11 protein-coding genes are annotated in these 14,410 nt (G+C 31.2%); 1 reads left to right on the forward strand and 10 read right to left on the reverse strand.

Annotated features, from left to right (window positions below; translation table 11 throughout):
- Window positions 1-430, forward strand: a 430-nt coding sequence (locus GFJ99_RS10610) for a prolipoprotein diacylglyceryl transferase family protein (RefSeq protein ID WP_203228787.1), incomplete at its 5' end; no start/stop codon positions are given.
- 168 nt (window positions 431-598) lie between these two features.
- Here GFJ99_RS10610 and GFJ99_RS10615 read toward each other — a convergent pair.
- From GFJ99_RS10615 to GFJ99_RS10660, 10 genes are all read right to left on the reverse strand, one after another.
- On the reverse strand, window positions 599-967 hold the full coding sequence (locus GFJ99_RS10615; RefSeq protein WP_153208683.1) for a hypothetical protein: 369 nt from the start codon (window positions 965-967) through the stop codon (window positions 599-601).
- 84 nt (window positions 968-1,051) lie between these two features.
- The gene (gene secDF / locus GFJ99_RS10620; protein ID WP_153208684.1) at window positions 1,052-3,973 is read right to left on the reverse strand and encodes a protein translocase subunit SecDF; all 2,922 of its coding nucleotides are present in this window, start codon (window positions 3,971-3,973) and stop codon (window positions 1,052-1,054) included.
- A 301-nt stretch (window positions 3,974-4,274) separates the two neighbouring features.
- The gene (locus GFJ99_RS10625; protein WP_153208685.1) at window positions 4,275-5,207 is read right to left on the reverse strand and encodes a malate dehydrogenase; all 933 of its coding nucleotides are present in this window, start codon (window positions 5,205-5,207) and stop codon (window positions 4,275-4,277) included.
- A 30-nt stretch (window positions 5,208-5,237) separates the two neighbouring features.
- Window positions 5,238-6,254 (reverse strand): DUF6588 family protein, encoded by a 1,017-nt coding sequence (locus GFJ99_RS10630; RefSeq protein ID WP_238990965.1) that lies wholly within the window; start codon window positions 6,252-6,254, stop codon window positions 5,238-5,240.
- A complete protein-coding gene (gyrB, locus tag GFJ99_RS10635; protein ID WP_153208686.1) occupies window positions 6,226-8,166 on the reverse strand; it encodes a DNA topoisomerase (ATP-hydrolyzing) subunit B in 1,941 nt (646 codons plus the stop codon). Before gyrB ends, GFJ99_RS10630 begins: the two co-directional genes overlap by 29 nt.
- Before the next feature lie 269 nt (window positions 8,167-8,435).
- Entirely contained in the window at window positions 8,436-10,052 is a 1,617-nt protein-coding gene (asnB, locus tag GFJ99_RS10640) for an asparagine synthase B (protein WP_153208687.1), read from the reverse strand.
- Window positions 10,053-10,279: 227 nt separating this feature from the next.
- Entirely contained in the window at window positions 10,280-10,729 is a 450-nt protein-coding gene (locus GFJ99_RS10645) for a hypothetical protein (protein ID WP_153208688.1), read from the reverse strand.
- A gap of 45 nt (window positions 10,730-10,774) precedes the next feature.
- Window positions 10,775-11,284 (reverse strand): hypothetical protein, encoded by a 510-nt coding sequence (locus tag GFJ99_RS10650; protein ID WP_153208689.1) that lies wholly within the window; start codon window positions 11,282-11,284, stop codon window positions 10,775-10,777.
- Between the two features lie 160 nt (window positions 11,285-11,444).
- On the reverse strand, window positions 11,445-13,199 hold the full coding sequence (locus GFJ99_RS10655; protein ID WP_153208690.1) for a TonB-dependent receptor: 1,755 nt from the start codon (window positions 13,197-13,199) through the stop codon (window positions 11,445-11,447).
- Window positions 13,200-13,224: 25 nt separating this feature from the next.
- Entirely contained in the window at window positions 13,225-14,409 is a 1,185-nt protein-coding gene (locus GFJ99_RS10660) for a hypothetical protein (protein WP_153208691.1), read from the reverse strand.
- Window position 14,410 lies beyond the last annotated feature (1 nt).

Genomic DNA, 14,410 nt, shown 5'->3' on the forward strand with positions numbered 1-14,410 from the left:
TTTCGGAATTAAATTCTTAAGAGATAAATACAATGGTAGAGAAGCGATGGAACAAACCCAAATTGGCGATGCTAACGAAGCTTACAAAGCCATTGAAACTAATCCACAATTTACCGAATTATTAGCTGCTGTAACACCAAAACACCCAGCTCAATTATACGAAGCAATTTGTTATGTTTTTGTGTTTGCTATTTTGATGTTTTTATACTGGAAAACGGAAGCTAGAAACAAAGCGGGTTATTTATTTGGATTGTTCTTAATTTTACTTTGGTCAATTCGTTTTGTGGTGGAATTTGTTAAGGAAAGTCAAGGTGGTTTTGAACAATATCCTATTTTTAACGCACTTTCAACTGGACAATGGTTGAGTATTCCGTTTATTCTTATTGGATTTTACTTTGTATGGAAAGCGAAAGAAGTTAAAGAAGCTTAATCAATAACATATATAAAAAGGCGGTTAGAGATTCTAACCGCCTTTTTTGTGCTTTTTAATTAATATTTCAACTGTAGTTTATTAAAGTAATTTCCACAATCTAATTCATGACTTACTTTGTGGGCACGGATTGTAAATCCGCGCAATCAACTGTAGAGTAAAAGGCTTTTAAACAATTTTATACCAATCATATTCAAAACTTTTTTGCCATTTTTTTATAAAAATCTCAAAATCATCAGTATACCAAAACATAGGATCAGCACAAAAAGAAGTTAATTCTTCCGTTATACCAGAAAATCTTCTTTCAAATAAAACATCCTTTTCATCTGCCATTGACATTTCATTTTTATAAAGATTTTGTATAAAATCAAAAATATCATCACGTTTAAGTCCTTCGTTTTTTAATTCATTTATTTCTTTAAATAATTTTAATACAAATTCTTTAAACTCATTAAAATCCATTCTAGATATTACTGAATAATTTAAATTGTTTGTTAAATAAACTTCAAGTTCTATTTTAGAATTTAGATTTCTCATTAAAAAAAAGTTTAAGTAAAAATGATAATAAACGACAAAGTCCTGACGTAATCAGGACTTTATTATATAATGTAAACTAATGAATTAGTCTTCTTTTTTGAATTCAGCCATTTTACGACCTTCTTTTTTACCAATTGCATCTGCCATAACAGGTGTTGCAATAAATAATGAAGAATAAGTTCCTACTAAAATACCAACTAAAATAGCAAATACGAATCCTCTAATAGTTTCTCCACCAAAGATAAAGATGGCAATTAAAACCACTAATGTAGTTGCAGATGTATTAATCGTTCTACTTAAAGTTGTATTTAATGCTTTATTTACTAACCCTTTGAAATCTGGAGATGAATTGTAATCTAAATATTCACGAATTCTATCAAATACAATTACTGTATCATTCAATGAGTAACCAATTACTGTTAAAATTGCAGCAATAAATGCTTGGTCAATTTCCATGTTAAATGGTAAGATTGTATAGAAGAATGAGAAAATTCCTAAAACAATGATTACATCATGCGCTACTGCAGCTACAGCTCCAAAACCAAACTGCCATTTACGGAAACTAATCATTAAGTAAACAAACACTACAAATAACGAACCTAAAACAGCCCATAATGAATTTGCTTTAATATCTTTAGAAATGGTTCCGGTTACTTTAGCTGAAGACAAAATACCTATTTGTTTTCCTTCATATAAATTAGCAAACTTCTCATAAGTTAAATCAGCCGGAAGATGTTTCTTTAATCCTTCGTATAATTTTTGATTTACTTCTTTATCAATTCCTTCACCTTCTTCTTCAATTTTATATTTAGTAGTAATTTTTAACTGATTATCATTACCATAAATTTTAGCTTCAGCACTTCCAAAAACAGCTACTAAATCTGAAGTAACTTCTGGAGCAGAAACTGCTTTATCGAAACGCACTTGGTATGTTCTACCTCCTACGAAATCAACACCTTGATTTAATCCTTTAGTTGCTAATGAGAAAATACTCAAAGCAATAAGAATACCAGACACAGCGTAAGCAATTTTCTTTTTACCTAAGAAATCGATATTTAAGTTTTTGAACCAGTTTTTAGTTAAAGAAGTTGAATATGCTAATTTTTCATTTCTACTTAAACTCCAATCTAAGAACATTCTTGTAACAAAAACTGCAGTTATAACTGAAGTAAAAATACCAATTAATAAAGTAGTTGCGAAACCTTGAATTGGTCCAGTTCCAAACACTAATAAGATTATTGCAGTAATTGCAGTAGTAATATTAGCATCTATAATAGATGACATTGCACCTTTCCAAGTAAACGCATAATCAGTAGCTTCTTGAACAGATTTACCATTATTTAATTCTTCTTTAGCTCTTTCAAAAATGATTACGTTAGCATCTACCGCCATACCAATTGTTAACACGATACCTGCAATACCTGGCAATGTTAATACAGCACCAAAACTTGCTAATGTTCCAAAAATGAATAAAATATTTATTAATAATGCTAAGTTAGCATAAAAACCAGTTTTACCATAGTAAACCACCATCCATAATAATACTAATGAAAAACCAATTATGAATGATAAAAATCCATTATCGATAGCTTCTTGTCCTAATGATGGACCTACTACTTCTGATTGAACAATTTCTGCAGCAGCTGGTAATTTACCTGCTCTTAAAATATTAGCTAAATCTTTAGTTTCTTCAATTGAGAAGTTTCCAGAAATTTCTGATCTACCTCCCGTAATAGCACCTTTACTAACACCTGGTGCAGAATAAACAATATTATCTAAAACAATTGCAATAGCATTTCCTTGTTGCGAAACAGCTCCAGTAATTTGTTCCCATTTTCTTGAACCGTTTCCATTCATTTGCATAGAAACTGCTGGATTTCCTAATTGATCAAAAGTATCTGTTGCATCTACAATTACACCACCACTTAAAGGAGCAACATTATCTCTTGTTCCTTTTAAAGCATATAAATCTGTGATATCTGGATTTTTTTCATTTGTTTTTCCCCAAGCAAATCTAATATTAGCTAGATTAGCTGGCAACATTGCTTTAATATCAGCTCTTTTTAAATACCCATTAATTGCTGCAGTATCTTTAGTAGCAAATGTCCCAATGTGTGGAGATCCTTGTTGTCCTGGCGCTAACATTTTTCCTAAGAAAGGACTATTAGCGGCAGCAGTAGTATCTGCTTTGTCAGTTAATAAAGAATCGATACCTGTTGTTTTTACAGGCGCCTCATTAATTGCAACTTCTGTTTTCTTTAATGCATCTTCAACAGACATTAAATATTGACCAACTTCTTCAATTTTATAGGTTTCCCAAAATTCTAATTGAGCAGTACTTTGTAATAATTTTTTAATACGATCAACATCTTTAGCTCCTGGAAGTTCTACTAAAATTCTTCCAGAATTACCTAATAATTGAATGTTAGGTTGTGTTACACCAAATTTATCGATACGCTCTCTTAATACTTTAAAAGCACTTTCTACTGATTCTTGAACTTTTTGTTTGATGATTGGCTCAACTTGTTTGTTGGTCATATCAAACTTGATAACTTCATCTAAGTTTCTGTTTCCAAAAACATCGGCTGCAGCTAATTTTAAACCTGCTGTATTTGCTGCTTCAAAGAAAGCATCAATGTAGTCTTGATTTCCTTGTTGATTTGCTTTTGCATCAGCAAGAGCTTTAATAAAAGCTGGATTTTTAGAATCGTTAGCCAATCCTTTTAAAACATCTTTAACTGAAATTTGAAGGATTACGTTCAATCCTCCTTCTAAGTCAAGACCTTTGTTGATTTGATTATTTGTAACTTCTTTGTAAGTATTACCTAAGTATACTTTTTCTTTCCCTATAGAATCTAAATAACGTAATTCTTTAGCAGTATCTCCATTTGCAAAAGCTTTTGCATCAGAAACAATACTATTCGCTACGAAAGTAAAAGAAAGTTGATATACACATACCAAAGCAAAGATAATTGCGAAAAATTTAATAAGTCCTCTATTCTGCATTATACTAAAATTTATTTATTCTATTTTATAAAAACGGACAAATATATAATTTACAATAGGATTAAGCAATTTTATTTTAGATTAAAATTCTCTTTTTATTGAAGTTTAATCCTAAATTGTTATTATATACTAATAATGAATCACTTGCAAGTTAAAAAAGTATTCTTAATTACAGCTAAATAATAGTAATAAACGATTATTATATAACATAATTTCAACTTTTATAACTTTACAAAAATCTGTAATAACAAAAAAAAACTGCCAATTTCTTGACAGTTTTTGTAATTTATTTTAGTAAAAACTATAGAACTGATTTTAAATCAGCATTCATTGCACGAACAGCATCCGCTGATTTAGCAAACAAAGCTTTTTCTGCATCATTTAACTGAATATCAACTATTTGCTCAACACCATTTTTACCAATAATACATGGAACTCCCATACAAATATCTTCTTGACCATATTCTCCTTCTAAGAAAACTGAACATGGAATCATGCGTTTTTGATTGTTTAGAATGCTATCTACTAAATAAGCTACAGATGCTCCTGGCGCATACCAAGCAGATGTTCCTAACAATCCTGTTAATGTTGCTCCTCCTACCATGGTATCAGCAGCAACTTTATCTAATTCAGCTTGAGATAAAAAGTTAGAAACTGGCGCTCCGTTGTATGATGCTAAACGAGTTAAAGGAATCATTGTAGTATCTCCGTGACCTCCAATTACCATTCCTTGAACATCATTAGCTGGTTTATCTAATGCTTTAGATAAGTAATATTTAAAACGAGAACTATCTAAAGCCCCACCCATTCCTATTACTCTATTTTTAGGCAATCCAGTTGCTTTTAATGTTAAATAGGTCATCGTATCCATTGGATTAGAAACTACTACAATAATTGCATTTGGAGAATGAGTTAACACATTATCTGCAACCGATTTAACTATTCCTGCATTAATTCCAATTAACTCTTCACGAGTCATTCCTGGTTTTCTAGGAATTCCAGAAGTAATAACTACTACATCACTTCCTGCTGTTTTTGAATAATCGCCAGTTGTTCCGCTTAATTGTGTATTAAAAACTGTTGTTGTAGCACATTGCATTACATCCATTGCTTTACCTTCTGCAAAACCTTCTTTAATGTCAACCAATACTACTTCGCTTGCGATTCCTCTGTACGAAATAACATCTGCACATGTTGCACCTACGTTACCCGCACCTACTATTGTTACTTTCATTTTGTTGTGTATATTAAATATTTATTAAAATTAAAATTGATATTGTACACCAATATTTCCGTTTACAAATTTACCAAAAGCAATTGAACTTTGCACATAAAATTTGCTTATTTGATATCTACCTGAAATTTCACCTATTGCATTCCATTTGGTTTCTTCAAGCTGTGGAATAAGTTGGTTGATTGGGTCTAAAAACACTGAAGGTTCAGAACTATCACTATAAACCTTATAATTAAAATCACTTACATTAGTAATTATACTTCCGATAATTTCAAAATCCTTAATTTCTTTTGAAACGGCTAGTTGAAAATGATACGTATTAATTCTACTCCTAAATCTATCCAATCCTAAATTACCAAAAGTTGCCGTTTGGACATCTAAAAAATCAAATCGGATTTCTTCATTTGAATAAACCGTTAGTAATGAAATATTGATTTTATTTTGTTCTAACTTTGAAAAATACTGACTAAAGTTATGCTTTAAACCAAATCCATATACCTGATAATCGCCTTTTTTAAGTTTGGTTCGAGTTGAATATCTTCCTATAAATTCAAACCCATAAGGTAATCCTACGCTAGCTTGCAAATAAGGATAAACCACTACTTCTTGATTAATTCCTTCGGGAGTTTTAAATCGCACTTGTTGACCATCTAAATCTCCTACTAAATAAACTTGATTATCATTTCCTAATGTAGAAGGAACAACTGCGGTTTCAGCATTTTCTATTTCAAAAAACAGAAAATCATCATTACTTATTTGAAATTCTCTATCCTTTTTAGGAACAAAAAAAGTATTTACATGCAAACCTAAATCAACTTTCCATTTTTCTTTTTTCTTTGCCGAATTCATCCAAGACGAAGAAGCTTGATAAACCGCAGCATCTGTTGCCGGAGTAATATACTGACCCGAATAGAAAAGGGCATCTGTTAACAGATACCCTATTTGTTCATTTACAGTCTGAGCCTTACTTTTTTGTGTAAAAAAGAAAGCAGCAAACAATCCTATTATTATACCCGATTTACGCATCAATTTTAGCGTAAGAGGCATTCTTTTCAATAAATTCTCTACGAGGCGGAACCTCATCACCCATTAACATTGAGAAAACTCTATCAGCTTCTGCTAAACTATCAATAGTTACTTGTCTGAATGTTCTGTTTTCTGGATTCAAAGTAGTGTCCCATAATTGCTCTGCATTCATCTCTCCAAGACCTTTATAACGTTGAATTGCAGCACTTCCGCCCATTCTTTCGTTTGCTACATCACGTTGAACATCATTCCACGCATACTCTTTCTTATTTCCTTTTTTAACTAAATATAAAGGCGGAGCTGCAATGTAAACGTGACCTTTTTCGATAAGTTCTTTCATGTATCTAAAAAAGAACGTTAAAATTAAAGTTGAAATGTGAGAACCATCGACATCGGCATCACACATAATTACTACTTTGTGGTAACGTAATTTTTCTAAATTTAATGCTTTAGAATCTTCTGCAGTTCCAATGGTTACACCTAATGCGGTAAAAATATTTCGAATTTCTTCATTTTCAAATACTTTATGTTGCATTGCTTTTTCCACATTTAAAATTTTACCACGTAAAGGTAAAATTGCTTGGAAAAATCTATCACGACCTTGTTTTGCAGTTCCACCTGCCGAATCTCCCTCGACAAGGAAAATTTCACATTTTGCTGGATCTTGCTCAGAACAGTCTGACAATTTACCCGGTAATCCACCGCCACCCATAACGGTTTTGCGTTGTACCATTTCACGTGCTTTTTTAGCAGCGTGACGCGCTTGAGCAGCCAAAATTACTTTTTGAACTATAATTTTAGCATCATTTGGATTTTCTTCCAAATAATTTTCCAACATTTCTGAAACCGCCTGAGAAACTGGAGAAACTACTTCTCTATTTCCTAATTTAGTTTTGGTTTGACCTTCGAATTGTGGTTCTTGAACTTTTACCGAAATAATAGCTGTTAAACCTTCACGGAAGTCATCTCCAGAAATTTCAAATTTTAATTTATCTAACAATCCAGAAGAATCGGCATATTTTTTCAACGTACGAGTTAATCCCATACGGAAACCTTGTAAATGTGTTCCTCCTTCGTGTGTATTAATATTGTTTACATAAGAGAAAATATTCTCTGTATAACTTGTATTGTAAATTAAAGCAACCTCAACCGGAATTTCGCTTTTTTCATGCTCCATGCTAATTACATGAGAAATGATAGGTTCGCGATTTCCATCTAAAAACTTAACAAATTCTTTTAAACCTTCCTTCGAATGGAAAGTTTCAACTGGCTGAGAACCATCTTCCGCTAAGTGTCTTTTATCTGTTAAAGTAATAGTTATACCTTTATTTAAGAAAGAAAGCTCACGTAAACGAGAAGCTAATGTATCATAAGAATACTCTAAAGTTTGGGTAAAAATGGTAGCATCTGGTTTAAAAGTAACCATTGTACCTCTTTTTTCAGTAGTTCCAATTTGTTTAACTGGATACATTGCTTTACCTTTTTCATACTCTTGCTCATACACTTTACCTTCACGATAAACCGTTGCTCTTAAATGGTCAGAAAGCGCATTCACACACGAAACTCCTACACCATGCAAACCTCCAGAAACCTTGTATGAATCTTTATCGAATTTACCTCCAGCACCAATTTTAGTCATTACAACCTCAAGTGCAGAAACACCTTCTTTTTTATGTAAATCAACTGGAATACCACGACCGTTATCTTCTACAGTAACCGAATTATCTTCATTAATTGCAACATAAATAGTATCACAATGTCCTGCTAATGCCTCATCGATTGAGTTATCTACAACTTCATAAACCAAATGGTGTAATCCACGAACTCCAGTATCTCCAATATACATGGAAGGACGCATTCTTACATGCTCCATTCCTTCTAATGCCTGAATACTGTCTGCCGAATAACTACCTTTTTTATTTTCTTCACTCATAATATTTGTGCTAAATAAAGTATTTTTATATCAACAAATATAAGTAATTAGACAAAAAGAAGAAACAAAAACCAGCCCATCTCAACACTAAGTTATTAACATTTGTTAATTTCAAACAAAAGCGGCTTAAATCGAATAAAAATAGCCTTATTTTTAATTTTTGCTGTTTTTTTAATTTATGCTAAATAGAAGAAAATAAAAAAACCTCTTTAAAAAGCAATTAAAGAGGTTTTTAAAAACAACAAAATCAAAACTATATCAAATCAAAATTATATTTTCTCCATTTCTGCTGAAATCGACACATCGGCTTTAACGTGAGCGGCATTTGCTCTTCCGCTTGGATCTTGATTTTCTTGCCATTTTGGAATCCATTTACGAACCGTTTGGGCTGCACTATCTTGTGGAAAATGCTTTTGAAAAATAGTTCTATAATAAAATGCTTCTTTTGTAACTGGCGTATTATATGGAAACACCAATTTTGCTTTTGCAAATTCTTCATCCGTAACTTGACTTGAACAATACTCAATTAAAGTATCAATCCAGTTATAACCTACTCCATCAGAAAACTGTTCCTTCTGACGCCATAAAATCTCTTCGGGCAAAAAGGGTTTTTCTGGTGTATCAAATGCTTTTCGCAAAATATATTTTTCAATTCCGTCATAAGTTTTTGGCATTTTTTCTTCGGGTTGAATTTTAATTGCCAAATCTAAAAACGCTTTATCTAAAAACGGAACTCGAGCTTCTAATCCGTGCGCCATGGTGGATTTATCAGCACGAAGTAAATCTGCCGTAAATAACTTTTGAACGCGTTCGATGGTTTCTTTTTGGAAATCTAATACAGATGGCGCATTTCTAAAATACAAATAACCTCCGAAAATTTCATCGGCTCCTTCACCCGATAACACCATTTTGATTCCTTTATCCGTAATCGCTTTCGACAAGAAATACATGGGCGTACTTGCACGAATTGACGTTACATCGTAAGTTTCTAAATGCCAAATTAATTGATCTAAAATTTCGATACCTTGCTCCACAGTGAAATGAATTTCATGATGCGTTGTTCCAATGAAATCCGCTACTTTTTTAGCCGCTACCAAATCCGGAGCCGAAGCATCTAATCCGATAGAAAATGAATGCAATTCTTGTCCGGTTCCTTCTAACAATCTTGACGTAATTGAAGCAATTAACGATGAATCTAATCCGCCAGAAAGCAACACTCCAAAAGGTACATCGCACATTAAACGTTTTTCAACAGCTTGCGTTAAACCTGTGTTTAAAGCTTGTAAATCTAATTTTTCAACTGCGGTTTCATGCGCTTCCCATTCTGGTTTATAATATTTTACAAAACCTGTTTTTTCAGTATAATAATGTCCCGGAGGAAAAGTTGAAAATGTTTTACATTGGTCGGTAATGGCTTTCATTTCGGAAGCAAAATACAAACGACCTCTTTCATCTAATCCGTAATACAAAGGTTTTACTCCAAGTGGATCTCTTGCTACCATATAATCATCACCATCAATTACAACGAAAGCAAAAATTCCGTCTAACATATCACAGAAATCGTATCCAAATTCTTCATACAAATGCACAATAACTTCTGAATCAGATGTCGTTCTGAACGTATGCTGTTTTAAAGTTGTTTCTCTTAATTTTTTATGATTGTATATTTCGCCATTATGTACCATCCAAGCAGAATCGGTTCCTTGAATAGGTTGTTTTCCAGTGTGCAAATCGACAATTGACAAACGCTCGTGCGCCAAAATGTGTCCTTTCTCAGTTACATGAATATCACTTTCATCTGGACCACGATGGCTCATTCTTTTTGACAATTGTTGCACTAATGCTTCTTCTTTTCCTTTTCCTATAATGGCTAATATTCCGCACATAACTTTTTAGTTTAAGAGTTGATAAGTTTAAGTGTTATTTTAGATTCACTTAATTTGATGAAGCAAAATTGAATATATAAGTTTAAATAATAAACCTTAAAACTAATTTTAATTATAATTTAAAACTTAAAAATGCTTTTTTAATTATATTTTAAATCATAAAGACTGTTTTACGTTTGTTTTGGTTACAAATCATAAAAAAACCACTCGAGTGAGTGGCGTTTGTTTTATTCGATGGATTTAATTTGGAATTGATTGGTATTGATCATAACCTCATTTCCGAGACTTTTTCCCATTAATTGACTTCCTAATGGCGATTGTGGTGAAACGGCAATAATCGTTTTATTTTCGAGTTGGATTTTTGGCAAAGCTGCACTGATATAAAATAACATTTCATTCGTTTGAACCAAACTTCCAAGCGCTATTTTGGTATGAATTGCATCAGCATCTATCTTATCCACAACATTTTTTTGTTCGATGATTTCTGCTAATTTTTGATTGAGTTTTTCTTGCTCCAAATGCATCATTGACAAAGCTGTTTCGTGCTTATCGCCAGCCGAACCTTTTGCATCGTTTTGTGCATCTTGAGCCAAATCGGAAATCATAAAACGCAATTCGTTTATTTTTTCAGATAAAAGGTTTTGATAATGGGATTTTATTTTTTGTTTGAATGTCATAATTTAACCGCTAAGAACGCAAAGAAGGCACTAAGGACGCAAGGATTATTTTTTCTCTATAATTTCAATTTCATTAAATTTCCCACTAATAAAATCTACATTTAAGTCATCTTCTGCAAAACAATAGAATTGTAAAAAGTTCTTATTCTTTTCAAAATCTCGAGAATTTTTCTCAATTTGCTTACAATAAATATATTTTATTCTTCCAACCTTTTCTTTTAAAATAAACAAATGAATATTATATTCATTGTAAAATATAGTGTCCGCATCAAAAAGCTTAATGTTTCTAAAATCCCAATCTGAAATTTTAATCTCAAAATTATATTTTTTTAAATCTTCATCTTTAAATTTTATCTCTATTTTATTATCATTTATTTGTTCCAACTTAAATGATTGTTTAAATTTCCAAGAATCATCTTTAGTGTATGAAATACTATGTTTTTCTTGAATTTTTGAAACAACTTGATGATTTCCATAATTCAACTTCTTTGAACTACAAGAAAATAATAGGAAAACCGAAAAAAATAAGAAAATAATTTTATTCGTCTTTTTCATAAAAACAATTATTAAAGAGATGCTTTAACTTCGTTGAATCTTCGATTTCAGCATGACAAACGTTGTGAAAACCTAATAAAACTAATAACTCAACTTCAAAATTGAATATTCATTATTTTTAACTTGGAACAATGAATGTTGAATATTGAATGTTGAAGTTTTAGAAATCAAATTTGTAATTTGCTCCTAACAACACCTGAATACCTTGTACTGGGAAATTTGCCCAACGGTTGTATTGTTGATTGGCTAAGTTGTTTCCTTTTAAGAAAGCGGTTAATTTTGCGTTGTATTTATAGCCTACGTGCGCGTTTAAATCGAAATAGCTGTCTAATGTTACCACTTGTTGTGAAAAAGTAGCTGGAAAAACTAACACATCATCTTGAATTGAAACTAAATCTTTTCTTTCGCCTACAAAAAATACATTGGCTCCTGCATACCATTTTTCGTTTATATCAAAATCTACTGTTGAACCAATTTTTAATTGAGGCAAGTTCCAAGCCTCTGCTTGAGAATCTGTAGAATAGTTGTTATAAGTTCCGTTGATTCCGAAGGTTACATTTTTAGAAAAATCGGCTTTTAATTCTCCGAAAATACTTAGTGTATTTAAATCGTCATACACCACTCCAAACGAATTTCCGTAAGCATAACCATTCGTGTTTGTACCTGTTCCATCAAAACCATTACTTACAAATAACGCTCTATCGGCTTGGTTTTTATTTGAAGCTCTAACATTAAAAGCAACTGAATTGGCTAACTTTCCTTTCATACCAACATAAAGATCGTATTTATTATCTGTTGGAGCAATAAATAAAGTTGGAGAAACAAATGGATTTTCATCTACAAAATCGGCATATGAATTTTGTTCTAAATTCCCTTCTGCTCCAGCGTATGCCACTAAAATATCACCTACTAATTTATAAGACGCTTTGATGTTTGGATAAACGAAAATTTTACCATCACTCTCTTCGTTGATTTTTGTCGTTGCATAATAAACACCAGCACCTATTTGCACAGATAAATCATCTTGTTGATATAAAATACTTGGTTTTGTTCCGGCAATTATAGTACTATATTTTATTTCTGAATCTACATCGTACATTCTATCAAAACTACCGCCAACGTAATCTACCACAAAATCAGCTTTCACTTTTTGACTCATTACATCGAAGTCGAAATTTGGTTTTATAAAAAATCTATTTTCTCCTGAACTTAAGCCATCAGAAAAACGTTTGAATTGCATGCTCGCATCGTTAAAAATTCCGTCTTTAAAACTCATTTTTCCGCCAAGTGCAATCGTATTGTATGTTTGTTTTGAATCGATTGCAGCAATCGTTGGGTCATCAAAAAAAATAGATTCTGTTGGCAAACCGTACCAATTATAAATTTGGTTTTTTACACCTAAATCAACGTTCCAACTCATATCGCGCTCACGAACTCCATAAGTAACATCTAAACTTGTGTTGTAAAATTTATCATCTAAAACCAAATCTTTAATTCCGCCTTGAGAAGACAAATGACGTAACATTCCACCGACATAATTACTACGACTTAAATTCTGGGTAATAAACAATTCCGCATTAATAGTTGGGTAATTTCCAAAACCTAACGTAGCGTAATTGTTATATAATTTTTCTTTTTCCGTTTTATCTACTCCTGCTGCTTTTCCTTTTGCTGGTGTAAACGTTGAAGCAACAGGGAACGAGAAAATATTATATTGAATAGCTTCTTTTTGCTGATTGTCTTCATCATCTAACAAAGGCGTTTCTTTTACTTTAAAGGCATCAGAAATTGTGGGCGTATATGGTTTTACAATATTTACCACTTCCGAACCAATGTTTTCATCTTTTACTTGGGCAAAAGAAAATTGAATTCCGAATACGACTAAAACTAAGGCGATTATATTTAATTTCTTCATGTTTTCTATTTATTTTCTTTTAAAATCAATTATGTAACGTATTCCAATCTAGCTTTAAAATTTCATCCTTATTAATCAAGATAACCGATTCTTCTCTTCTATCTCTACCTGAATTTATAACAATATAATTTTCTTGCATATCAGTTATAGGGACTCGTAAATAAATATCTTCTTTAAAAAAAGGGTGAACAATTTCAACTTTTTTCCCATCATCTTTCAATTCAGCTATAAAAGTTAATTCATATATATTTCCTAAATAATAAGACTTATTATCAATATTAAAACTTGAGAATAACCATAATAAATCTTTATCATAAACATCTTTCGCTACTTTAGAATTATCTAAATATCCATAAGCACCAATATTTTCTGAACTATTTCCATCTCGAAATTTAACTTGCTTAAACATTTTATCCGGATTCGCTACACTTAATTTTAGAGGATTATCTATTTCAACTATTTTACTTCCTCTTGAATATTTATGTTCTATTACATAATATTTATTATTATTTTTAAAAATTCCATTTACTTTAAATCCTAAAGTAAAATATACAGTTCTTGTTCTTTTGTGATAAAAATATACTGTAGCTCCCCATTCTCCAAAATCATCATTAAAAACAACAAAATCATTGTCTTCAAAAAGTTTAGTAGACCTTAACAATGGAAATTTTAAATCTGTTAAATTCCATTTTTCATTAATCCATTCATAAATTTTATCATTACATAATGCAATTAATTTACCTTCATACAACCAAAAATTCTCGAATTCATACAAACTAAGTTTTCTTTCCAAATCAAAATTTCTCTCAATTGTTTTTAAGTCATGACAAACAAACTTTCCTTTTGAAAATAATGAAATCAAATTATTTTTATAAACTACACTATATGTTATTGGCAAATTCTTCCACTCATGATAATATTCAACGCTTTTATCAAAATAAGGGTTTTTTAAAACTTTATTTTTAGCCTTATTAAATAATGGATTTTCACCAACACAAACAAATAAAGAATCTTGTTCCAATAATAAGGAATCAACCGATTTCTTCTTTTCTTTTTCAATCATTTTCCAAGTTACATTTTTGACGCTATCATTAAAATGTTTAACTAAGAATTTAGAATAAGGAGAATTAATTTCATTAACCTTATTGTTTTCATGATTACAAGAGAATAAGGAGATAGTAACAAAAATAAAAATCAATCCGCTTTTCATT

Origin of the sequence: Flavobacterium sp. LMO6 (assembly GCF_009495795.1) — a bacterium.
GTDB lineage: Bacteria > Bacteroidota > Bacteroidia > Flavobacteriales > Flavobacteriaceae > Flavobacterium.

Bases quoted from the DNA above. Each gene is read 5' to 3' on its own strand.
- GFJ99_RS10615 (WP_153208683.1), bottom strand. From the start codon at position 967: ATGAGAAATCTAAATTCTAAAATAGAACTTGAAGTTTATTTAACAAAC.
- secDF (WP_153208684.1), bottom strand. From the start codon at position 3,973: ATGCAGAATAGAGGACTTATTAAATTTTTCGCAATTATCTTTGCTTTG.
- GFJ99_RS10625 (WP_153208685.1), bottom strand. From the start codon at position 5,207: ATGAAAGTAACAATAGTAGGTGCGGGTAACGTAGGTGCAACATGTGCA.
- GFJ99_RS10630 (WP_238990965.1), bottom strand. From the start codon at position 6,254: ATGCCTCTTACGCTAAAATTGATGCGTAAATCGGGTATAATAATAGGA.
- gyrB (WP_153208686.1), bottom strand. From the start codon at position 8,166: ATGAGTGAAGAAAATAAAAAAGGTAGTTATTCGGCAGACAGTATTCAG.
- asnB (WP_153208687.1), bottom strand. From the start codon at position 10,052: ATGTGCGGAATATTAGCCATTATAGGAAAAGGAAAAGAAGAAGCATTA.
- GFJ99_RS10645 (WP_153208688.1), bottom strand. From the start codon at position 10,729: ATGACATTCAAACAAAAAATAAAATCCCATTATCAAAACCTTTTATCT.
- GFJ99_RS10650 (WP_153208689.1), bottom strand. From the start codon at position 11,284: ATGAAAAAGACGAATAAAATTATTTTCTTATTTTTTTCGGTTTTCCTA.
- GFJ99_RS10655 (WP_153208690.1), bottom strand. From the start codon at position 13,199: ATGAAGAAATTAAATATAATCGCCTTAGTTTTAGTCGTATTCGGAATT.
- GFJ99_RS10660 (WP_153208691.1), bottom strand. From the start codon at position 14,409: ATGAAAAGCGGATTGATTTTTATTTTTGTTACTATCTCCTTATTCTCT.